This window comes from Hymenobacter taeanensis (genome assembly GCF_013137895.1).
GTDB lineage: Bacteria > Bacteroidota > Bacteroidia > Cytophagales > Hymenobacteraceae > Hymenobacter > Hymenobacter taeanensis.
The window spans coordinates 1825827-1849404 of the sequence record NZ_CP053538.1 but is presented as its reverse complement, the minus strand read 5'-3'; the positions used below and the strand labels follow the sequence as shown (position 1 = coordinate 1849404).

The following is a 23578-nucleotide window of genomic DNA, read 5'->3' as shown; positions in this document are numbered from 1 at the left end:
TGGCCTAGCAGCTTCAATTACTTGCTCATTACTGGCCTAGAGCTCATGGTAAAGACCAACTCGCCTCCCTGCGTAATATCACTGTGCTTTAGAAAGGGGCGCGTGAGAGGCTTGCCGTTGAGCATCATCTGCTTCACGTATACATTCTTGTCGCTCTGGTTCTTGGTCTGGATAGTGAAGGTCTTGCCGTTCTCTAGCCGGAGCGTAGCGCTCTGCACCGTGGGGCTGCCAATAGCGTATTCTTCGGAGCCCGGAGCCACGGGGTAAAAGCCCAAGGCGCTGAAAATATACCAGGCGCTCATCTGCCCGCAGTCGTCGTTGCCGCCTAGGCCATCTGGCGTGGGGTGGTACATGCGCTTAAGAATCATGCGCACGCGCTCCTGCGTCTTCCAGGGCTGATCGGTCCAATTGTAGAGGTAGGCTGCGTGGTGGGCCGGTTCATTGCCATGAACGTAGTTTCCAATTATACCGTCGCGGGTAATGTCCTCGGTCTCGGCGAAGAACTTATCCGGCAGGTGCATGGTAAAGAGCGAGTCGAGGTGGGGCACAAACTTTTTATTGCCTCCCATAAGCTGGATAAGCTTGGCTGGATCCTGCGGCACATACAGGCTGTAGTTCCAGGCGTTGCCTTCAATAAAGCCCTGGTTGTTGGTGCTCAGCACATCAAACTCCTTCCGGAAACTGCCGTCGCTCAATCTGGGCCGCATGAAGCCAATGCTGGCATCGTATACGTTTTGCCAGTTACCAGCCCGCTTACTGAACTCCTGATAAACATCCTGCCGGCCTAGCTTCTGTGCGGCCTGTGCAATGCACCAATCATCGTAGGCGTACTCCAGCGTCTTCGACACCGATGAGCCGCTTTTGTCTTCAGGTACATAGCCCAGCTTTGTGTACAGGCCTATCCCATCGTACCACTGCTGCCTTGCCGTCGTCACGCAGGCATCAAGGGCTTTGTTAGCATCAAAGGGCGCATTTCCCTTCACAATAGCATCCGCAATTACCGGCACACTATGGTAGCCAATCATGCACCAGTTTTCATTCGCGTAATGTGACCATACCGGTAGCATATGCTCAGCGCTCTGCTGAAAGTGCGCCAGCATCGACTGGGCCATGTCCGCATTTCGCTTCGGCTGTACAATGTTGAACAGCGGATGCAGCGCCCGGTAGGTATCCCAGAGCGAAAAAGTAGTGTAGTTTGTAAAGCCTTCGGTCTTGTGCGTGTTTTGATCTAAGCCTCTGTACTGCCCATCCACATCCATGTAGGTAGTTGGGCTGAGGAAAGCATGATAGAGGGCTGTATAGAAGTTCTCCTTGTCCTCCCGCTTTGGTGCTTGAATCACTACTCTGCTTAGCTCCTGCTGCCATTGCTGCTGCCCTTGCTGCTTGATCTGGTCAAAATTCCAGCCCGGCGCTTCCGTCCGTAGGTTCTGCAACGCCCCATCCGTGCTCACCGGCGACAGCGCAAACTTAAGCTTGATCTTCTCCCCTTCCGTAGTGTTGAAGTCAAAGTACATTCGCAGCTGTTCGCCCGCCAAGTCGGGGAAGTTCTTCGTCTGGTCGAAGCGCCCCCAAAAACCGCGGTAAGCCTGCTTCTTGTCGTACTTCCGGCTACCATAATGGCGGAAAGGCTTCGAGAACTGTAGCGCGAAGTAAACAGTGCGCGTACGGGCCCATCCATTTGTCTGCCGATACCCAGTAACAAGTGAGTCGTTTTCTACCCGCACAAACGTCCATACGTTCTTATCCGGGTAGTTATAGATACCCGCCATCAGATCCAAGATGATGTGTGCTTGGTCTGATTTAGGAAAAGTGTATTGATGAAAGCCAACCCGGTTCGTTGCCGTCAACTCTGCCAGAATATCGTGATCCTCTAGTTTCACCTTATAGTAAGCCGGCTCTGCCACTTCTGACTTATGGGAGAAGACTGACCGATAGCCACTCTGAGGTTTGTCTGCTGTACCTGGGTTGAGCTGCAAAGGCCCTGTGGTGGGCATGATGAGAAAATCCCCCAAATCTGAGTGCCCTGTGCCACTGAAGTGGGTATGACTGAAGCCCACAATTGTTTTATCCTTGTACTGATAACCCGCGCAATACGTATAGACATCCGGGTTGTACTTACCATCCTGCTCATAGCTGAGCGTATCCGTATCGGGACTTAGCTGCACTGCTCCAAATGGAATGGTAGCTCCCGGAAAGGTGTGCCCCATCTTCTGGGTACCGACAATCGGGTGCGCATACTGAATTAGGTTCTCAGTGACATTCTTTTGTGCAACTCCGCTAAGGGGAAGCCCCAGAATCAATACTCCAAATATCCTTTGCATAAACGTTTTATCACTCGTTAGAATGCTTCAACGGGCAATGTACAACTGCTAGAGCTTTTTGAATAATAAAGGGGCAAGGTGGGCACTATGAAACACTAGTACTTGCCCTTGAAAACTAGCGAACTTATCCGCACTTATAATAAAATAGCCCCATAGTATGATTTACGCAGCGCCTTTTGTCGTAACGCCAAGTCGGTGTCCTTGTCGGCGTGAGAGCGAGTACTACGGGCTGTAAATGCCAAAGAGGCCTAGCGCGTCATGCACTAGGCCTCTTCTTGAGGTGCGGCCTGCCGCGGCTGAGACAGACCGGCAGTAAACGCCACTGAGCCGCCTTCTCCCCCTTTCGCTCGCGGGGCGCATCCTAGACCTGTGGGTCCGGACGCGGCGCACGCGTAAGCGGGGGCCAAAGCGGCTCAGCAGTTCAGTAAGGTTGGCGGCGACCTACTCTCCCGCCGGTGAAGGCAGTACCATGGGCGCTCCGGGGCTTAACGACTCTGTTCGGAATGGGAAGAGGTGAACACCCGGGCTAAAGCCACCATTACTGGTGTCAGCAGATCGTGTTCGGGATCTACTGCAATAACTCGACGCAGTGAGCGAGAAAGAAAAAGAAGCTAGGGAGCTTGTTTCCACAGAAGTGTTCGAGTCATTAGTACGGCTCGGCTGTGCCATTTCGGGCTCTACACCTACCGCCTATCTACGTGGTGGTCTCCCACGACTCTTCGTATATCGGAAATCTCATCTTGAGGTGAGTTTCGCACTTAGATGCTTTCAGCGCTTATCTCATCCCAGCGTCGCTACCCGGCGCTGCAGCTGGCGCCACAACCGGTGCACGAGCGGCTAGTCCAACTCGGTCCTCTCGTACTAAAGTCAGGTCCTCTCAAATTTCCAACGCCCACCACAGATAGGGACCGAACTGTCTCACGACGTTCTGAACCCAGCTCGCGTGCCACTTTAATCGGCGAACAGCCGAACCCTTGGGACCTTCTCCAGCCCCAGGACGTGACGAGCCGACATCGAGGTGCCAAACCTCCCCGTCGATATGAGCTCTTGGGGGAGATCAGCCTGTTATCCCCGGCGTACCTTTTATCCTTTGAGCGATGGCCCTTCCATGCGGAACCACCGGATCACTATATCCGTCTTTCGACCCTGCTCGGCTGGTCAGCCTCACAGTCAAGCCCACTTCTGCTATTGCGCTCTACGTACGGTTACCAAGCGTACTGAGTGGACCTTTGAAAGCCTCCGATACATTTTTGGAGGCGACCACCCCAGTCAAACTACCCAGCAGACACTGTTTCCGTTGCCAGATTAGGTGCCAAACAACACAAGGGTGGTATTTCAACGTTGACTCCCCCAGACCTGGCGGCCCGGGTTCACAGTCTCCCACCTATCCTACACATGTGTTGTCCAGCAGCAATGTCAACCTATAGTAAAGGTGCACGGGGTCTTTCCGTCCCGTGGCGGGTACTCGGCATCTTCACCGAGACTACAATTTCACCGAGCTCACGGCTGAGACAGCGCCCAGATCGTTACACCATTCGTGCAGGTCGGAACTTACCCGACAAGGAATTTCGCTACCTTAGGACCGTTATAGTTACGGCCGCCGTTTACCGGGGCTTCGATTCAAACCTTCGCTTGCGCTAAGTTCCCCTCTTAACCTTCCGGCACCGGGCAGGTGTCAGACCTTATACTTCCGCTTACGCGTTCGCAAAGTCATGTGTTTTTGTTAAACAGTCGCCTGGGCCTTTTCACTGCGGCTTCTTGCATTGCTGCAAGGAAGCGTCCCTTCTCCCGAAGTTACAGGACCATTTTGCCGAGTTCCTTGGCCGTGATTCACTCGAGCGCCTCAGGATCCTCTCCTTGACTACCTGTGTCGGTTTGCGGTACGGGTTATTCAGCAGTAAACGCTTAGCAGGTTTTCTTGGCAGTCTGATTAGGATGACTATCCCATTGGCCGAAGCCGCTAGGTACTATCACGTTTCAGCTAACTCGGCGGATTTGCCTACCAAGTCAATACCTACACGCTTCAACGGGCACTTCCGTCCGCCCGCGCATCTTTCACTTCTGCGTCACTGCATCACTCCACTGAATAAGTGCGGGAATATCAACCCGCTGTCCATCGACGTAGCCTCTCGGCCTAGCCTTAGGTCCCGACTAACCCTGCTCCGATTAGCGTTGAGCAGGAAACCTTAGTCTATCGGCGAGGGGGTTTCTCACCCCCTTTATCGTTACTCATGCCTACATTTGCTTTTCCAGCCGCTCCAGCAAGTCTGACAACTCACCTTCACCGCTGCTGGAATGCTCCCCTACCACTTACGCATAGCGTAAATCCATCGCTTCGGTACCGGACTTGATGCCCGCGTATTATCGATGCCCTCTCGCTCGACCAGTGAGCTGTTACGCACTCTTTAAAGGAATGGCTGCTTCCAAGCCAACCTCCTGGCTGTCAAAGCAAGTGGACCTCCTTTGTTCAACTTAGTCCGAATTTAGGGACCTTAGCGGATGGTCTGGGTTCTTTCCCTCTCGGCATGGGACCTTAGCACCCCACGCCTCACTGCCGAGTATATCAACGGGCATTCGGAGTTCGTCAGGATTCGGTAGGCTGTGACACCCCCTAGTCCTATCGGTAGCTCTACCTCCCGCTGACTCCACCTCGACGCTGTACCTAAATACATTTCGGGGAGTACGAGCTATTTCTCAGTTTGATTGGCCTTTCACCCCTACCCTCAAGTCATCCAAATCCTTTTCAACGGAAACTGGTTCGGACCTCCAGTTGGTGTTACCCAACCTTCATCCTGCTCAAGGGTAGATCACAAAGTTTCGCGTCTACCCCCTCTGACTCTGCGCCCTGTTCAGACTCGCTTTCGCTGCGGCTCCATGTGTTCACACATTTAACCTTGCCAGAGAGGAGTAACTCGTAGGCTCATTATGCAAAAGGCACGCCGTCACCCCACTCAAGGGCTCCGACCGCTTGTAAGCACACGGTTTCAGGTTCTTTTCACTCCGGTATTCCCGGTTCTTTTCACCTTTCCCTCACGGTACTAGTTCACTATCGGTCTCGCAGGAGTATGTAGCCTTAGCGGATGGTGCCGCTGGATTCAGACGGGGTTTCTCCGGCCCCGCCCTACTCAGGAATCCTCTACCGTACTCTAGCAGTTCGTCTACCGGACTCTCACCGTCTATGGTTGACTTTCCCACGTCATTCGACTAAGCTAGAATAATCAGTTGTTGAGGTCCTACAACCCCGGACTGGCCGTAACCAACCCGGTTTGGGCTCCTCCCCGTTCGCTCGCCACTACTAGGGGAATCATATGTTATTTTCTTTTCCTCCGGGTACTTAGATGTTTCAGTTCCCCGGGTTTGCCTCTATCCCTTTATGGGTAGATCACTAGTCTTCAACTAGCGGGGTTGCCCCATTCGGAAATCTCTGGATCAGTTGGTATGTGCCCATCCCCAGAGCTTATCGCAGCTTATCGCGTCCTTCTTCGCCTCTGCGAGCCTAGGCATCCTCCGTGTGCCCTTGCTTACTTCTGTTAGGTTCAGCCCGTGGGCTGAACGCTCCGTGTCAGCCTATAAATAAGCAGACACTTCTTTTTCTCTCTCGTTTCACTACGTCAAAGAACATGTGTCACTCCAATTGAGTAACAGAGTAGAAGGAACGTTTTGAGCGTTACTTCTATGTATTAGTATTCTCACGCTTATGCTTCCAATTGAAGCCTAAGTATTGTGGAGAATAACGGATTCGAACCGTTGACCCCCTGCGTGCAAGGCAGGTGCTCTAGCCAGCTGAGCTAATCCCCCGGTTTGATCCACGCCTAACCTTTCGTTAGACGAAGTGGGCCTGCGTGGACTCGAACCACGGACCTCTACATTATCAGTGTAGCGCTCTAACCACCTGAGCTACAAGCCCGGGTACGACTAAAAGTCGAATCCGTAATAAAAACGTTGAATAAAAGGAAAGACAGTACGGGAAGGTACTTCATTAAGCGTATCGAGTAACGAGCCACTCAGCGGCGTCGACGAGTCGAAGGGCTCCAGAAAGGAGGTGATCCAGCCGCACCTTCCGGTACGGCTACCTTGTTACGACTTAGCCCCAGTTACTTGTTCTACCCTAACTGGCTTCTGTGACGAGCACCAGCTTCAGGTCTACCAAACTTCCATGGCTTGACGGGCGGTGTGTACAAGGCCCGGGAACGTATTCACCGCGTCATTGCTGATACGCGATTACTAGTGATTCCAGCTTCACGAAGTCGAGTTGCAGACTTCGATCCGAACTGAGAACGGCTTTGTGAGATTGGCATCACATCACTGTGTAGCGACCCTCTGTACCGTCCATTGTAGCACGTGTGTAGCCCTAGGCGTAAGGGCCATGATGACCTGACGTCGTCCCCGCCTTCCTCACTGCTTGCGCAGGCAGTCCAGTTAGAGTCCCCAGCTTAACCTGATGGCAACTAACTGTAGGGGTTGCGCTCGTTGCGGGACTTAACCCAACACCTCACGGCACGAGCTGACGACGGCCATGCAGCACCTTGCTTTGTGTCCCGAAGGAAAGGCTCATCTCTGAACCGGTCACGCGCATTCTAGCCTAGGTAAGGTTCCTCGCGTATCATCGAATTAAACCACATGCTCCACCACTTGTGCGGGCCCCCGTCAATTCCTTTGAGTTTCACTCTTGCGAGCGTACTCCCCAGGTGGGATACTTACCGCTTTCGCTAAGCCAGTGACTGTCTATCGCCACCAGCGAGTATCCATCGTTTACGGCGTGGACTACCAGGGTATCTAATCCTGTTCGCTCCCCACGCTTTCGTGCCTCAGTGTCAGGTGTAGCCTAGTCAGCTGCCTACGCAATCGGGGTTCTAGAAGGTATCTATGCATTTCACCGCTACACCTTCTATTCCGCCAACCTCGTCTACCCTCAAGCCCGTCAGTATCCAGGGCAGTTCCACAGTTGAGCTGTGGGCTTTCACCCCGGACTTAACGGGCCACCTACGCACCCTTTAAACCCAATAAATCCGGACAACGCTTGCACCCTCCGTATTACCGCGGCTGCTGGCACGGAGTTAGCCGGTGCTTATTCCTCAGGTACCGTCAGTGTGTCTCGCAAGACCGTTTTCTTCCCTGAGAAAAGCCGTTTACAACCCAGAAGGCCTTCATCCGGCACGCGGCATGGCTGGGTCAGGCTCTCGCCCATTGCCCAATATTCCCTACTGCTGCCTCCCGTAGGAGTCTGGCCCGTATCTCAGTGCCAGTGTGGGGGATCAGCCTCTCAGCTCCCCTAGACATCGTCGCCTTGGTGGGCCCTTACCCCGCCAACTAGCTAATGTCACGCAACCCCATCCTTGACCAATAAATCTTTACTAGTTATCTGATGCCAGATTGCTAGTTTATGCGGTATTAATCCGCCTTTCGGCGGGCTATCCCCCAGTCAAGGGCAGGTTGGTTACGCGTTACGCACCCGTGCGCCACTAGTGGTATTGCTACCACCCGTTCGACTTGCATGTATTAGGCCTGCCGCTAGCGTTCATCCTGAGCCAGGATCAAACTCTCCATTGTATAAATTACTTAGCACCTGCCGAAGCAGGGCCGATGTCGAGTGCCATCTCCGACTCGTTGTTTGACGAGCTGTATGTGTATTCGTTTCTTCTCTACGCTTATGAGTCCTTATTATTGACCCCGTGTTTCCACTGGGTCAACACCCATATTGTCTTTCCAATCATTCAAAGAACGTCTGCTCCTTCCTATTGAAGAAGCGTCGTGACTACCCTATTAGTAGTCGGGGTAAGCTACACTGCCAGCGCTTCCAGGCGAAGCGGGTGGCAAAGGTACTCACTCTATTTTGTTTGGCCAAATGCTGAAGTGAAAAAAACTTTCTCACTTTTCGGTTGACTCAGGCGCTTCCAGTTGAAGCGGGCTGCAAAGATACGCTGCTCTTTTCCTCTTTTCCAAGTCCGAAAGCAAAAAAAATCTTTTCACTTTCTTCGTTTCCCGCGTCCTGAGCCCCTTTTGGGTCGTAAGCGGGGTGCAAAGGTAACAGGAGTTTCTGAACTGACAAGCGAGCGAAGAAAAACTTTTTTCGACTCGACTGCCGGGGCGCTTCCAGCTGAAGCGGGCTGCAAAGGTAGGCCGAGTCTCTCCGCTTTTCCTAGCGCTTACCGCAACTTTCTTTTCGCCCTGTCCGTAGCCCGCCTCCGTCCGATTTGGGTGGGCAAAAGTGCACGTCTTATGTAGTTTTTGCAAGCCCTAGGTCCCTTTTATTTCAGGCAAATCTAGTTAGTCTACTGTAGTTCTTGACAATCAGCATGGTAGAGGCCTTAGTTGGTTGCGCTCTCTTGAAAGTATAGGCCTCTATGCAATGATAGCCTTCCATACATCCACCTAACAAACGCCAGTATTCCTTTATATGGCTTCGCTTTTACTATCTCCCACTAAAAAGGCCTCTCCTATATAGTATAGGAGAGGCCTTTCTACTCTTGGCAAAGATTAGCGGTTATATCCTTCTACATATCGCTGTAGCTCTTGCACGCTACCTTGAAAGTCAAATGCCTCATAGACTTGGTAAAACCGTTGCGGGTCAGCGACACGTGGATAAGCATATTTAGCTAGCTCTACCCTGTTGCGGTCGAACGTAAGCGTGGAGAGTAGCTGTCTTAGGTCTTCTGACTCTATAGCGGATTCGCGTAGAGCATCTCGGAGGATGGGAAGCTTGTAGTCGTCAAACGACTGTCGTTGCACTGCTTGCATTAACTGAGACACATCCTGTGGAGACATGACGTAGTTATTGACATCATATTGAGGATTATTGTTGGGGTATCCGCCCCCTGAATTAGGGTATGCGGGACCTGGAGCTGGATAAGAAGGTTGAGGTGTTGCTCCACCTGGGTAAGGGCTACCATATCCCCCGTTCGGATACCCACCGGGCCCGCTAGGTGGATAGCTACTTCTGATAGGTACTGCTGATACCTTTCGGAGGGTAGGTGGAAAGCCGTTACGAGTCAAGAGCACAAAGCTGCTTTCTAGGCCACCACCCAAAAACACCTTAGTGCGATAGTTAATACTGCGCCCGTAGCTAGTGGGAATAATAAACTCCGCTAGATGATATCCGGGGACAAGCCTATCTAAGGCAATTTGGTTAGTTCCGCCCCTATTCAGAGCTCTTCCATCAAAGACCAGCTGGAAAGGGATTCCCCGCTCAGAGTAAAAGGTAGCGTTTGCGGGGGCCGCTTGTAGGCCACTCGTTAGTAAGAGGAGCAAGCTAGTGCATAATAGTAGTGCCTTCTTCATGGCAGTAGCAGAAAAAGAGAAGCAACCTGTTCGCTCCTCTACCTCTATTACGCCAAGGATTATGCCATTTCTTGAATATTTCGGCTGTGATTTCTGACCGTATGTTAAAAGTGGTCTACACCCTGAGATACAGAAAGGCTTTACCCCATCAAATGACTGCAAGAAGTAAAGCTGCCAGCTGATAGAGTATCAAAAAAAGCCCCAGTATATTTTATACTGGGGCTTTTTTTCAGTTGACTCGATCAAGCTTACTCAGCAATCTTAGTCACCTTGAATTCTGTGCGACGGTTCTTCTGGAATTCTTCTTCCGTCTTCGCATTCTTAATTACGGGTTGTGACTCACCATAACCACGCGCTGTAATGCGGTCCTTACTGATTCCCTTGGAGATGATATAATCTACGGCCGATTGTGCCCGCTTCTGGGATAGCACTTGGTTATAGGCATCCTTACCGCGGGAGTCAGTGTGAGAACTTAGCTCAATAGTAATCTTAGGATTGTCGTTGAGCGTCTCGACTAGCTTATCCAGCTCTACTGCCGCATCCGGACGGATATCTGCTTTGTCGAAGTCGTAGAAGATGTTCTCTACAACAATAGCCTTGTTCTTGACAATCTTAGTGAGTGTAAGAGTTACGGGTATCCGTATCTCATTCATTGGATCAGGAAGCGCCTCCTGAGCGGGTTTGCGCCCAATGGTGCTAATGGAGTTTCGGGCGGTGAAGTATCCCTGTCGGTTTGCGATAAGGGCATAATTAGCCGCAGCGGTATCTAGCTTGAAGCTGAATTTGCCATCGGGGCCAGTGGTAACGTCCTGCAGTTTTTGGCCACGAGCGTTATATAGCGTTACTGTTTCGCTGGATACAGGGAGAGTCTCCCCAGTTTTATCGTTGCGTTCTACCAGCGTGCCATCGGCAAAGAAGGCGACTAGTTTGATGATGCTCTCCCGGAAGCGATATAGATCATCGGAGCCTTTGCCACCTGCCCGGTTTGAGGACATCACACCGGTTTTGTTGCCCGTAAAGAACGGGGCAAAGTCGTCGCCGGAGCTGTTAATAGGAGCTCCAAGGTTAACTACTTTTCCTTTCTCGACTTTAAAGATATCAAGCTTGCCTAGGCCAGGGTGCCCGTCGGAGGAGAAATACAGAGTTCCGTCGGGGGCAATGGCCGGGAAGTTTTCGTTGCCAGCGGTATTGATTTGTTCACCGAGGTTTTCGGGCGGAGAAAACCTACCTGGAGTTTCCATAGTGGACTTGTATAGGTCGTTGCCGCCTTGTCCGCCCTTGCGGGTAGAAGTGAAGTACAGCGTTTTGCCGTCAGGCGCAAATGAGGGCGCAAAGTCATCGGCAGTACTGCTGTTTACTACCCGAAGAATTTCAGGCTCGGTCCAGGTACCATTTTTATTGTAGGCCACCCAGAGGTCAACGCTCAGATACCCTTTCTTAGAACCATTGTTTGACCGGGCGAATACCATCATTTTGCCATCGGGTGTGTAAGTAGCACTGGCTTCGTGCTTATCGTCGGAGTTAAAGATGGGCTCCAACTTACGAACGGTACCGCCGGTCATTTTATCCGCATCATCAAACTTAACAGCATAGAGGTCATTGAACCCTTCGCCGTTGCCTTTGTACACTTTACCTTCCCGCCCCGAAGCAAAGATTAATTCTTTGGTTTCAGGCAGAATGGTGGCGCTAAACTCTGCAGAAGGCGTATTGACCTGGTCGAGTGCCGTTACCTCACTGTTGGTACGCATGGCTACTACTGCGGTAGAAGCACGCGCATTTTTAGCCTCCTGCTCTGCGCGAGCCGCCAGGGTACGATTGGTGCCGTTCTGGGCATAAGAATCAAACCGAGTAGCAGCTTCATCAAATTTGCCACTCGCCTTTAGTGCCTCAGCATAATAGAAGGCTGCATCCGTTGCTTTTACGCCTCCATCAAGAGCCGCTTTGTAGTAGCCCTCAGCCTGATCAATTCTGTTTGAAAGCCGGTAGGATTCTCCTACCCGATAGTTAGACTGAGCTACGTTCTTGCCCTTGGCTACATCAGCTTTGTAGAGCGCAATGGCCGTTTCATATTCACCACGGGCAAAGCGCTTATCTGCTTTACTCATACTGCCTGATGCCGCGCATCCGCCGAAGAAAGCAGCTGAGCCAGCGGCAGCACATACTAGGATAAAAGTTCTCATATGCGGGAGGAGGAGTGGGCCCGCTGGCCCTTAGTTGGCCAACGTGGTGCTAATAATACTAAGTTTAGGTAGGACTTTTGCGGGGCCCTGGGGTTTTGTACGCAGAGTTAGAAATACCGGCTCAGCCATGAGGCCGCAGCCGGCGTAGGCCAGGCAGTCTGAAGTTGCTCGTGGCGGCCAATGGTGTTATCGAAGTATAAGGTGTCAGGAGACAAACGCCCCTCTGCAACTGCTGCCCGTAGCTCTCGACGGTCAAGTAACTGCACCTGCTCATCAAGCAAAAAGGCTAGTTGGCTTTTCTCCAAGAGCGAGACACCTAGCTGCTCCTCCATAGCGCGCACAAACCGAACGGAAGCATCAATTGAGCAACCACTGGCGTCGGCTACCGCCTCATCTAGGCCTATCACCAGGAACTGCTGATGCAAGATTTCGGCCGAAGCCTGCAGGGAACGGCCGTGACTGGTCCATTCTTCGGCAAACTGACGCAGCACTGGCTGCATAGCGGCTATCTCCGATTCCGTAAGCGGCCGGTTAGCCTGGTAGATCCATAAGCGCGCTGAAGCGGGTAACTGATTGAAAGGAACGTACATACTTTGAATTTCCAGGAGAGCAACTGGCCTACCAGTAACGTTGGGCCATCGTATTTTCTTGTAAAAGAAACAGCCTCGCCCAGAAGTTCCGGCGAGGCTGCTTACAAAAGACAATTTTAATGACTTAAGTGGCGTCGGATTTAAGCGTTCAGGCCCTCCGCAGAAGCAATGAGTTCGGCGAGGTCAAATACCTGCACATCTGACTCCCGCTCTTTGTTCTTAACGCCATCGGCCATCATGGTCATGCAGAAAGGGCAAGCCACCGCAATAACGCTACCGTTACGGTTAGAACCCGCTGGCAGCACAGGAGCTGTGCTTTCAACGCCCTGCAGATTCAGGAGCACATCGGCGTTTCCATCGAGCGTCGCCAGGGCCTCTTCTGCCCGTTCAATGTTAATGTCTTTCTTGCCAGGCTCAGGCTCTTTCCACATCTGAGCACCACCAGCACCGCAGCACAAGCCGTTGGTTTTGCAGCGCTTCATCTCCAGCAGGTCGGCATCTAATACTTCCAGCACAGCCCGGGGGGCTTCGTAGATGTTATTAGCGCGCCCCAGGTAGCAGGAATCGTGGAAGGTAATGCGGCGGCCTTTAAAGGACTCTCCCCCCTCAGCCTTTACCTTGCCTTCGTTAATAAGCTGCTGCAAGAAAGTGCTGTGGTGAATTACCTCATACTCTCCCCCAAGCGCTGGGTACTCATTTTTGATGGTGTTGAAGCAGTGAGGGCAAGCCGTAACTACTTTCTTGATGCCATAGCCATTAAGAGTAGTAATATTTTGCATGGCCTGCATCTGAAACAGGAATTCATTACCGGCCCGCTTGGCAGGGTCGCCGGTGCAGCTCTCCTCCATGCCTAGTACAGCGTAATTAACGCCTACATGCTCCAGAATGCGAACGAAGGCCCGGGTAACGCGCTTGTAGCGGTCATCGAAGGCGCCGGCGCAACCAACCCAGAACAGCACTTCAGGGGTTTCTCCCTTCGCTGCCAGATCGGCCATTAGTGGAACAGATACAGGACGCTTGGCAGTTTGCTCAGCCATATGAGTGGGAATGTAGAAATCGGGGGGGTGAAGTTAAGTAGAGCTTTTTAGGCCTGTTTGGGTGGCCTAGCCAGCAAGGGGAGTAGTAGCCTTATCAGCCACATACAAGTCATCGGCCCAGTTAAAGCGGTCAGAAGGCGAGAAAGCCCACGGGGCACCGTTGTTTTCTATGTTGCTGAACATCACGTTAAGGGAGTTAGGCGCCGCTGACTCCTCTAACACTAGGAAGCGACGCATCTCTACGATGCTCTCCAGAGGATTAATGTTGACGGGGCAAGCTTCTACGCAAGCGTTACAGGTAGTGCAGGCCCATAGTTCCTCCGGGGTTACATAGCCACGGAGTAGGGTATGGTTTTCGGCATCTAGCTGCTCCTGGGTATCGTGCTTTGCTTCCTTACCATAGAGGTTAGGATTGAAGATGAGGGGCGAGTTGTACTTCTCCTCCATCCGGTCGCGGGTATCCATGATGATTTTGCGCGGCGAAAGCAGCTTGCCCGTTAGGTTAGCCGGACATACGGAGGTACAACGGCCACACTCGGTGCAGGAGTACGCGTTGAGCAGGTTAGTCCAGGCGAGGTCGTCTACATCTTTGGCTCCGAACGGCGTGGGTGCGGCAGCAGAACCATCGGGGCCTACGGCTGGAGCCGGCACCTCGTAGCTCGGGTCCATCATGGCTTTCACCTCATGGGTAATACTTTCTACATTGGAGAACTGCCCCTGCGGTACCAGACGCGAATAATACACGTTGGGGAAAGCCATGATGATGTGAAAGTGCTTGCTGCTGGGCAGATAGTTCAGGAAGAGCAGGATACCTACGATGTGTGCCCACCATCCTATGCGCTCTAACACTTCTAGTGCTGTAGTATTATCTGGGAAGATACCAGTAAGCAGGCTGCTAATTGGGAATGCTCCGGGCAATGTGCGGCCTTCTACTTGGTGTAGCTTTAGATCGGCGGCGTTCATGGTGAACAAAGCGGCCATCAGAATCACCTCCACATACAGAATGACGTTGGCATCTAGCTTAGACCAAGCGCGCATTTCAGGCCCGGAAAACCGACGCACCCCTTTCACGTTGCGACGCCACCAGAAAGCAGCTACTGCCACTATTACCAGTGCACCAAGAATCTCATTGGTGCCGGTAAGCGCCGAATACAAAGGGCCTAGGAACTGCAGCACCCGATGAGTGCCAAACAGACCGTCAATAAGAATTTCGATGACTTCAATGTTGATAACAATGAAACCTACGTATACAATCAGGTGAAGAATAGCCGGCGTTAGGCGCTTGAACATTTTCTGCTGTCCAAAGGCAACAAGCAGGGTTTTTGAGAGACGCTCGTTTACATTACCGCTCATATCCCGGTCGCGCCCGACCAAGATGTTGGCTTGTATCTTCCGGACTTGCCACGCGAACAGGCCGAAGCCCGCCACTGCGACTAGCAGGAAGAGAATGTTTTGGATGGAAAAGTGCACGGGATAGGGTAGGTTTGGGGTTCAGTCCGAAATATACTCGGTATGCATAACAAATTACGGAAAAATCCCCGGAAAGATTTTTTTTGCCGAAGTATTGCAGGTTGATTTTGCTTTACTACTTTTGTGCTCCCCAACGGTTACAACGGCCTTAGGGGGCACCCAGAGCTGGTAATGTAGCTCAGTTGGTAGAGCACAGCACTGAAAATGCTGGTGTCGTTGGTTCGATTCCAACCATTACCACAAAAAAGCCCTTTGCGTACTGCAAAGGGCTTTTTTATTTTCAGGCCACTGATAAGCTCCTGCTCAGAGCCTTAGGCTAGTTGTACGCTATTCTTTAAGAAAGCGTTAGTTGTGGTCGTTCCTCGGGGCCAAGTGGTAGGGTGCTGCCCCCGTGCATCATAAAGAACGCCTCAATATGCTGCTGCAGCACTACTACATCATCGCTATCTAACTCAGCTACTACATGAGTCAGTGATGATATATGTTGAGCCGTAGTGAGCATGTACCCTGGCTCATGAATCCAGGAGCAGGCGTATAGCCGGGTGCCATCGCGGCCAACCAGCCGATGCTGATAGCGCATATCGGATACGGGGGCAAATTCAGCCTCCGGAGCAGCTACCGGATAATCCCAGGAACGATATAAAGACAGCCTGACAAAACCAAGTTTTTGGAGGTAGGAGTCTTTGAGAGTAGAAAAGACCATGAAGTGCAGAGAAATAGAGTTCCGTCTGCGCAGAGGCATTAGGTTTTACAATATCATGTTTTGACTACCGCTTCGAAAGGACAAACAACCAAGTATTGTGACATCAGCGCTCCATCATTCACAACTATTTACACGGCTTCAACAATTTGATTTACAGATTATTATAATAGTTATTAGCATGCATTTACCTGTTTTCCAGTGACTATACCATATCTAGTTAGGTTTACTACTAGTAAATGGCCTTTTGCTTGGCTAGGCACTGTTATTATACTTCCAACGTTCAGCACGACTTTATTTGCCTGAGGGCTCTACTACCACGCTCGAGGTGGAGCAGTAGGCCACTATTTACTTATCAACCCCAGTTATTTCTTGGCTAGGCCACATTTTTCTAGTAAGATGAAGCTTCATCTAGGAAAACTGGTATGACTGCCTTAGACCCCCACCTCGCTGAGCGGCTTCCCACCACGCTCTACCCCGATTCTGAACAGGCCTCCATCGCGGTAGCCCGGCAAATAGCCCAGCTTATTTCACAGCGAGCCGCCGAGCAGCGCTCATGCGTGCTAGGCCTAGCAACGGGGTCTACTCCTACCCGGCTGTATGAAGAGCTAGTGCGGCTACACCGCGAGGAAGGGCTGAGCTTCCGGCACGTGATTACGTTTAATCTGGATGAGTATTTCCCGATGCCGCCAGATTCACTGCAAAGTTACGTGCGGTTTATGCACGAGTACTTGTTTGACCACCTTGATATACCAGCGGCGCAGATCCATATTCCGGATGGCACTATACCTCAGGAAAGAGTAGCGGAGTTCTGCCAGCAGTACGAAGCCCAAATAAGGGCGGCCGGTGGCATTGACCTGCAAATTCTGGGCATTGGCCGAACCGGGCATATCGGCTTTAATGAGCCAGGCTCAGGCGCCAACTCTCGTACCCGACTGATTACTCTAGACCACATTACCCGCACCGACGCGGCCTCTGACTTTTACGGGGAGGAAAATGTGCCACGCCGAGCCATTACGATGGGGGTAGGTACTATTCTGGAAGCGCGCCAGATTGTGCTACTTGCCTGGGGCGAGGGCAAGGCTGCCGTAGTAAAGCGGATGGTGGAGGGTGAAATGACGGATTCGGTGCCGGCAACGTACCTGCAGAAACATCCAAACGTGCAGGTGGTGCTAGACCAGGCCGCCGGCGCCGAGCTCACGCGCATAAAAAGCCCTTGGCTGGTTGGCACTACTCTCAACTGGCAGAACGGTACCAACCGCAGAAAAGCAGTGACGTGGCTTGCCCGTAAGCTGCAGAAACCAATTCTGAAACTTACGGACCAGGAGTACAATGAGCATGGCCTGTCGGAGCTGCTAGCGGAGTCAGGACTGGCCTACGAATTGAACATCAAAGTATTCAACGAATTGCAGCGCACTATTACGGGGTGGCCCGGGGGTAAACCAAATGCTGATGACTCAAGCCGCCCTGAGCGGGCTTCTCCTTTCCCCAAGCGAGTACTTATATTTTCTCCGCACCCCGATGACGATGTAATATCCATGGGTGGCACGTTGCTACGCCTAGTAGACCAAGGCCATGAGGTGCACGTGGCCTACCAAACAAGCGGCAACATTGCGGTGTTCGACGATGAGGCCATTCGGTTTGCTGAGTTTGTAGCCGACTATGACGAAGCTTTTCGGCTGGATGAACAGCCAGCCGAAAACCTGTACCGCCGCGTAACTGAGTTTCTGCGCAATAAAGCGCCGGGGCAGGTTGACTCAGAAGAAGTACAACAGATTAAAGGGCTTATCCGGCGCGGCGAAGCAAAAAGCGCCTGCCGCTACGCGGGAATTCCGGACGAAAACGTGCACTTCATGGACCTGCCCTTCTACGAAACCGGGCGAGTCAGGAAGAAGCCCATTGGCGAGGAGGACATCCGGCTTACCATAGACCTTCTCCACAAAATAGCCCCTCAACAGATTTATGCCGCCGGCGACCTATCAGACCCACACGGCACCCACCGGGTGTGTTTGGCAGCGGTGTTTGAGGCTCTCCACCGGTTGAAAGCACAGCATACCCCCTGGCTCACTGACTGCTGGCTGTGGCTTTACCGGGGCGCCTGGCAGGAATGGGATATCGACCAGATTGAAATGGCCGTTCCGCTTTCTCCGCAGGAGCTTACCCGTAAGCGTCGGGCCATCTTCAAGCACCAGTCGCAGAAAGATAGACCCTTATTCCCGGGAGCCGACCAACGGGAGTTCTGGCAGCGGGCCGAGGACCGCAACCGTACTACGGCGCAACTATATGATCTTCTGGGTCTGCCGGAATACGAGGCGCTGGAAGCCTTTGTACGTTGGCACTTTTGAGTGGAGACAGCGTATCTGGGTTTTGCACAAGGGTAATAGTTGCGCGTTTGCGCCGCCTAACCGGCTTTGTGGCGGCTGAATCAACTGAGGTACACGTTGCTTGCCGTATGGTTTCAGCAAACGTGTAGCCTTGTACCACAGCCCGCCGAAAAAACTCACATGCATCGGATAAGGCACCTTCCTGCTGGGCTACCCGGCCTAGCAGGAAGTATACTTGTCCGCTACGTGGCGTCAGGGTCAAAACCTGCCAGTAATCGGCGCGAGCGGCGCCAAAGTCTTTGAGCTTATACTGGGCCAGCCCCCGAAAAAGCAGTAAGCGGGTTACCAACTTAGGTTTTTTGGTATGGCGTAGGCCAGCACTAAAATCCTGGATGGCGCCGGCATACCGGCGCTGCTCAAATAACAAGTCCTCGCCCCTACCCAGCCGGGCTCCGGCCAAAGTAGAGTCTAGAGCCAGAGCCTGCGTGAAGGCCCACTGCGCTGAGTCTGGCTGTTGTAGCGCGGCTTGGCACTGGCCTAGCCGCCACCACAGCATAGCCCGCTGAGGCACCTCAGAAGCAACCTCTAAAGCCACACGGTAGTCATGGCGGGCATTACCGTACTCATGGTAGATAAGCTGCAGAATTTCACCGCGTCGCTGTAATGCTCGTGCATGCTGTGGTTTTAGGTAAAGTGTTTCAGTGAAAAAGCTGTGAGCAGCACTCCACTCTCCATGCGCGTAAGCCTCAATGCCATCATCGTAATTGCTGACGGCCGTGACATGGTCAATGGTCACCTTTACTGACAGAATAAACAGAATCAAGCCCAGCAGCAGCGCTCCAATCACCCAGTAGTCGCGCCGGGTGAACTTCACTTTCTTCCGCGGGATACGCTGGTAGTAGCGCTCTGCTGCACCGGCCGGGCGGCGGGTTCGGAGGGGGGCGGGCGGAGGCATAGGCACTCCGTACAGGTGCTGGGTTTGATTACGGTACTGTTGCTGGCGCCGCTGCTCTTCGGCGCGGCGGGCGGCTGCCTGCAGCTGATAATCATATTGAGCGCGCCGCTTGGGCTCCCCTAATACATGGTATGCCGCCGCTACTGCCTTAAATAAGTCCTCATACAGGGTATTGCCCCCGTGCTTATCCGGATGGTAGCGTATAGCTAACTTCTTGTAAGCCAACTTAATCTCACTAGCCGAGGCGGTAGTTGGCACTCCTAAAACCTGGTAATGACTCTGGCTCAAAATGCGACAATATATAGTAAAAGTACGGTAATTTTCAGACACTACGCATGCTTTTCCGTATGTAGAAGCTCCCTGAAATGTAGGCCTGTTTCTACTTTCTGACGTTTGCTCCCGTAACATTGTTCCCTATTCAATTCTCTCATCTATCGTATGGGCCTCTTCTCCACTGACGACGACGACACCACCAAAACACCCCGCACCGATAACATGCTGGGTAACCTGATGGGCTACCTCGATACGCGTATTGATTTAGTGCGCTTAGAAACCCAGGAGAAAGTAAAGCACGCTTTCGTGGGTACCATGCACGGTGTAGCCATGGCTACTATTGGGCTGCTGTTCTTTCTATTTCTGAACCTCTTTATTGCCTTACTACTAAACGACGTATTGGATAGCTCTTACTGGGGTTTTGGCATTGTAGCGGCCTTTTATCTGCTTGTGCTAATCATCTTCATAGTAGGAGTCGACAAAAAGATGTTTCAGGGGTTGGCTGACAAGCTGCTCGACAACACCATTTATAAATCCGACAAACGCCAAGCTTAACCCACTATATGGCTGATCTGCACAACCCGCTGTTTGAGGACGAAAAGGAGTTTCTGGAGCGCCAGAAACTTGAATACGAGCGTGCCCTGAAGGGTGACGTTGAAGAAATTAAAGCCAAAACCCAGACCATAGGTAAGTATGCTGCCATGGGTGCTGGTGTACTCGGTGGCATTTGGCTGCTGTCGAAGGCATTTGGGAGCAAGAAAAAAGAGCTAGGCCCCACCAAGAAGAAGCGCCGGCAGCAAAAGGCATTAGCTGATACCTCCTCTGCCCGCCGCTTGCGGGGCAGCGCCGCCCGCCTGCAACGCCCCTCAACCGCTACAGGTGTTGATATTGCCTCTGCCGACGACCTGGGCTTTGGAGCTGGTCGTCATCAGTATGATCGTGGTCAGACGCATGAGCGCGCCCATATTGCTCCGGATGTTTACCACACCGATACTGACCCGTTTGCGCCCGTAAACTACGCATCCCACCCTAGCAATGCTCCAATTCAAGCGTATCAGCATGAGCCGGAAGATCAGGATCTTGGGTCGGAAGCCTCTTCGGTAGTTGCTTCGGCCTTTAAATCATTCCTGCAATCAGATACGGGTAAGATGTTAGTGGCGCAGGCCTCGGCAGTGCTAATGGCTTATGTGGCAAAGAAAGCCAGCGAGTATTTGCCTGTGCTTAAAAATCCCGACCTTGCAACTCCCACTAACGGCTACCACACGGAGCCCGAGACCCGGGATGTTGAGTTTACTTACCACGACGACGACGCGGATGCGCCTCACCAGTCTCTATGAAGCCCTGACCAACCGCCGCCAACACGGCCAGAAGTCGCTGGCCGTTTTACTTGATCCCGATAACTTAGATCAGGATAGCTGCCGGCACATTCTGGAGCTCAGCGAACAACATCCGGTCGATTACTTTTTTATGGGCGGCAGCTTGGTGATGAGTTCTCACCAGGCTGCCCTCATTCGTTTCATCAAAAGCCGATCGAGGATACCAGTGTTGCTTTTTCCCAGCAACAGCCTACACCTCGACGAGCAAGCCGACGGGATTTTGCTGCTGTCGTTGATTTCGGGCCGCAACCCCGATTTTTTGATTGGCCAGCACGTTATTGCTGCGCCCTTACTGCGCCAAAGCAACTTGCAGATTCTGCCTACTGGCTACATGCTGGTAGATACCGGCAGGCAGACTACCGCCAGCTATATGAGCGGTACTACCCCCCTGCCATTTGATAAGCCCGCTATTGCAGCTTGCACTGCGATGGCCGGTGAGCAGTTAGGCCTACGGCTAATGTACCTCGATGGTGGTAGCGGGGCCATGTACCCAGTATCAGCTGCTATGGTAAGAGCCGTACGGCAAGCCACTGATGTGCCACTTATAGTTGGTGGGGGCATTAACACCGTAGAAAAGGCATATACTATATTAGCAGCCGGAGCCGATGTTATTGTTATTGGCAACCAGATTGAGAAAGCTCCTGAGTTTTTAGGAGAGGTTTCTAAAGCAGTGCATAGCTTCAACAAGGTCCGGAACGTCAACCCCGAGCTTCAATAATTTTACAGGCCACTCTAACTGAAAAAGGCCGTGCATAAGCACGGCCTTTTTCAGTTAGAGTGGCCTAGCGGCTACCTAGATATTCATAGCGGATTCACGACGGCGCATTTTGCCAGCGGGAATACCAAACATCATTTTGAAGCGGCGGCAGAAGTACGCGGTGTCCTTGTAACCAACCTCTTTACCAATATCGCGGATGCTCTTCTTGGTAGTGCGGAGTAAGAATACGGCCCGCTCCATGCGCTGGTACTCAATATAATCCTGTGGGTTGATACCCGTCAGCATTTTGAAGTACTGGCCTACGTAGTCCTCGCTTACGTTAGCAACGCCCGAGAGAACCTTGTTTGACAAATCGCCGCCGATGTTCTCCTTAATGTAGTTGAACAGATCAATGAGGCGTGGATCTTTGAAGTAAGTGCTGTTGGTAGCCAACTGCTCCACAAACATCTTGTTTTTCAAGATGTAGCGCACAATCTCCACCACGATATTCTCGGTGTAGATAGTGATAAGACGCTCACGACCAGGCAGTTCCTGCAGGCTTTCTTCTACTACCTTGATGATCAGGTTAGCCAGTTTAGAGTTACCTGTAATCAGGAAAGCTGGTACGTCTAGCGAAGCAAAGAAGTTAACGGAGTCAAATACTTTAGCTTCAAAGCTCACATGGCTGTGGCTCTCCTCCGCATCCCCAATCAGGTCCAGATCAGTATTGGAATGGAAAAACTTGTCTTTATTACTGATCAGGTCATCATTTGTGATGCTCTTCGAAGAAGTCTCGCCATAGGATACTTTCGTGGCGCGCCCTCCTGGAATAAACAGCATCTCCCCCTCCTCTACCACCTGCTCTTCATCGCCGAAGGTAATACGCCCTTTGTGCAGTAGAATAAGGTTATTGCCCACATCATAGTAATTGCGCACCGTAAACGGCTGTTGCAACACTAGGTTTTTCGCTTTGATGTAACGAACACCCAGCGACTCTATCACTTTGTTATAATCTTCCATCTGCAGCGAGTGACTGTGTTACGTAAGTGCGCCGGAGAAATAGCACCTCCGACTTATGTAATGCAAAATAACATATAAAAATTCACAAAAAGAAAAACCCAGCCTTTTTTTGGCTGGGTTTAATGCAATGATTCTGACTTTTAGGCAACTCTAAATCCTACTTTAGGATTTCCCGAGAGATTACAATTTTCTGAATCTCAGAAGTTCCCTCATAAATCTGGGTGATTTTAGCATCCCGCATCATGCGCTCTACATGAAACTCCTTCACGAAACCGTAGCCACCATGCACCTGCACGGCCTCCACAGCTGTGTCCATGGCTACTTTAGAAGCAAACAGCTTGGCCATGGCCCCGGACTTTGCATAGTCTTGGTGGGCATCCTTGTCATTAGCAGCCTGCAAGCACAGTAAGCGGGCAGCGTCAATGTTAGTAGCCATATCTGCCAGCTTAAACTGGATAGCTTGGTGTTGTGAAATGGGTACGCCGAAAGCTTTACGCTCCTTGGCATACTTCACGGAGAGTTCATAGGCCCCGGAGGCTATACCCAGCGCCTGGGAAGCAATACCGATACGGCCACCAGCCAGCACTTGCATTGCAAACTTAAACCCGAAGCCATCTTCACCGATACGGTTCTCCTTGGGCACTTTCACATCCGTAAACATGAGGGAGTGCGTGTCGGAGCCACGTATACCCAGTTTGTTCTCTTTCAGGCCTACTACAAAACCAGGAGTGTCCTTTTCTACAATGATGGCATTGATGCCACGGTGCTTGAGCTCAGGGTTGGTTTGAGCAATAACAATGTATACCGAGGCCGATGAGCCGTTGGTAATCCAGTTTTTGGTACCGTTAATCAGGTAATGGTCGCCTTTATCTTCGGCGGTAGTACGTTGCATAGTGGCATCGGAGCCAGCTTCTGGCTCCGAAAGGCAGAATGCTCCAATGATTTCACCGGTGGCTAGCTTGGTCAGGTACTTCTGCTTTTGCTCCTCGGTGCCATATTTTTCTAATCCCCAGCATACTAAGGAATTGTTTACCGACATAATAACGGAGCAGGAAGCATCTACCTTGGAGATTTCCTCCATAGCCAGCACGTAGCTGACGGTATCCATACCGCCGCCGCCGTACTCAGGGCTCACCATCATACCCATGAAGCCCAGCTCACCCATTTTCTTGATTTGCTCGGCGGGAAACTTCTGGTGCTCGTCGCGTTCAATAACGCCATTCCATAACTCGGTTTGAGCGAAGTCGCGAGCAGCAGCCTGAACGGCTAATTGTTCTTCAGTGAGCTGAAAATCCATGTGGTAAAAGTGGGGTGGGGTGGGAAAAATCTTCGGGAAGCATAGCGCAAATTCGCTAAC

The 23578-nt window shown here is 51.9% G+C and carries 14 protein-coding genes, 3 tRNA genes and 3 rRNA genes; 5 read left to right on the top strand and 15 right to left on the bottom strand.

Annotated features, from left to right (window positions below; translation table 11 throughout):
• Positions 1-17: 17 nt before the first annotated feature.
• From HMJ29_RS07890 to HMJ29_RS07840, 11 genes are all read right to left on the bottom strand, one after another.
• Complete coding sequence (locus tag HMJ29_RS07890; protein ID WP_171590963.1) at positions 18-2321, bottom strand: GH92 family glycosyl hydrolase; 2304 nt, start codon at positions 2319-2321, stop codon at positions 18-20.
• A gap of 428 nt (positions 2322-2749) precedes the next feature.
• A 5S ribosomal RNA gene (gene rrf / locus HMJ29_RS07885) occupies positions 2750-2861 on the bottom strand.
• Positions 2862-2947: 86 nt separating this feature from the next.
• Positions 2948-5852: ribosomal RNA gene (locus HMJ29_RS07880) — 23S ribosomal RNA — on the bottom strand.
• Positions 5853-6045: 193 nt separating this feature from the next.
• Positions 6046-6119 (bottom strand) — tRNA-Ala (locus HMJ29_RS07875).
• A 35-nt stretch (positions 6120-6154) separates the two neighbouring features.
• Positions 6155-6228 (bottom strand) — tRNA-Ile (locus HMJ29_RS07870).
• A 128-nt stretch (positions 6229-6356) separates the two neighbouring features.
• A 16S ribosomal RNA gene (locus tag HMJ29_RS07865) occupies positions 6357-7871 on the bottom strand.
• Together the 16S, 23S and 5S rRNA genes with 2 tRNA genes alongside form the textbook arrangement of a ribosomal RNA operon.
• Before the next feature lie 927 nt (positions 7872-8798).
• Complete coding sequence (locus tag HMJ29_RS20675) at positions 8799-9059, bottom strand: proline and serine-rich protein 1 family protein (RefSeq protein ID WP_366671512.1); 261 nt, start codon at positions 9057-9059, stop codon at positions 8799-8801.
• 788 nt (positions 9060-9847) lie between these two features.
• Complete coding sequence (locus HMJ29_RS07855; protein WP_253805670.1) at positions 9848-11704, bottom strand: CHU_0125 family OmpA-like outer membrane integrity protein; 1857 nt, start codon at positions 11702-11704, stop codon at positions 9848-9850.
• Between the two features lie 182 nt (positions 11705-11886).
• The gene (locus tag HMJ29_RS07850; RefSeq protein WP_171590960.1) at positions 11887-12369 is read right to left on the bottom strand and encodes a hypothetical protein; all 483 of its coding nucleotides are present in this window, start codon (positions 12367-12369) and stop codon (positions 11887-11889) included.
• A gap of 140 nt (positions 12370-12509) precedes the next feature.
• Positions 12510-13364, bottom strand: coding sequence for a (Fe-S)-binding protein (locus HMJ29_RS07845; protein WP_171593285.1), 855 nt, complete (start codon positions 13362-13364; stop codon positions 12510-12512).
• Positions 13365-13472: 108 nt separating this feature from the next.
• A complete protein-coding gene (locus tag HMJ29_RS07840; protein ID WP_171590959.1) occupies positions 13473-14876 on the bottom strand; it encodes a 4Fe-4S dicluster domain-containing protein in 1404 nt (467 codons plus the stop codon).
• 167 nt (positions 14877-15043) lie between these two features.
• Between HMJ29_RS07840 and HMJ29_RS07835 the strand changes: the two genes are divergently transcribed.
• Positions 15044-15116: transfer RNA gene (locus HMJ29_RS07835), tRNA-Phe, on the top strand.
• A 94-nt stretch (positions 15117-15210) separates the two neighbouring features.
• Here the strand turns inward: HMJ29_RS07835 and HMJ29_RS07830 are convergent.
• Positions 15211-15579 (bottom strand): hypothetical protein, encoded by a 369-nt coding sequence (locus HMJ29_RS07830; RefSeq protein ID WP_171590958.1) that lies wholly within the window; start codon positions 15577-15579, stop codon positions 15211-15213.
• 422 nt (positions 15580-16001) lie between these two features.
• Between HMJ29_RS07830 and nagB the strand changes: the two genes are divergently transcribed.
• Positions 16002-17921 (top strand): glucosamine-6-phosphate deaminase, encoded by a 1920-nt coding sequence (gene nagB / locus HMJ29_RS07825; protein WP_171590957.1) that lies wholly within the window; start codon positions 16002-16004, stop codon positions 17919-17921.
• On the opposite strand, the gene HMJ29_RS07820 is transcribed toward nagB, so the two are convergent.
• Positions 17845-19263 carry a J domain-containing protein gene (locus tag HMJ29_RS07820; protein WP_262922214.1) on the bottom strand — a complete coding sequence of 473 codons (1419 nt, stop codon included), beginning with the start codon at positions 19261-19263 and terminating at the stop codon, positions 17845-17847. The two genes, nagB and HMJ29_RS07820, sit on opposite strands and share 77 nt — an antisense overlap.
• Positions 19264-19293: 30 nt before the next feature.
• On the opposite strand from HMJ29_RS07820, the gene HMJ29_RS07815 reads away from it, so the two are divergent.
• Genes HMJ29_RS07815 through HMJ29_RS07805 form a run of 3 tightly spaced genes read left to right on the top strand, consistent with a single transcriptional unit; the run spans position 19294 to position 21222 of the window.
• On the top strand, positions 19294-19683 hold the full coding sequence (locus HMJ29_RS07815; protein ID WP_171590955.1) for a phage holin family protein: 390 nt from the start codon (positions 19294-19296) through the stop codon (positions 19681-19683).
• Positions 19684-19691: 8 nt separating this feature from the next.
• Positions 19692-20465, top strand: coding sequence for a hypothetical protein (locus HMJ29_RS07810; RefSeq protein ID WP_171590954.1), 774 nt, complete (start codon positions 19692-19694; stop codon positions 20463-20465).
• Entirely contained in the window at positions 20410-21222 is an 813-nt protein-coding gene (locus HMJ29_RS07805) for a phosphoglycerol geranylgeranyltransferase (RefSeq protein WP_410780001.1), read from the top strand. Before HMJ29_RS07810 ends, HMJ29_RS07805 begins: the two co-directional genes overlap by 56 nt.
• A gap of 75 nt (positions 21223-21297) precedes the next feature.
• Here the strand turns inward: HMJ29_RS07805 and HMJ29_RS07800 are convergent, their stop codons facing one another.
• Complete coding sequence (locus tag HMJ29_RS07800; protein ID WP_135429776.1) at positions 21298-22221, bottom strand: helix-turn-helix domain-containing protein; 924 nt, start codon at positions 22219-22221, stop codon at positions 21298-21300.
• A 157-nt stretch (positions 22222-22378) separates the two neighbouring features.
• Positions 22379-23518 (bottom strand): acyl-CoA dehydrogenase, encoded by a 1140-nt coding sequence (locus HMJ29_RS07795; protein ID WP_171590953.1) that lies wholly within the window; start codon positions 23516-23518, stop codon positions 22379-22381.
• Positions 23519-23578 lie beyond the last annotated feature (60 nt).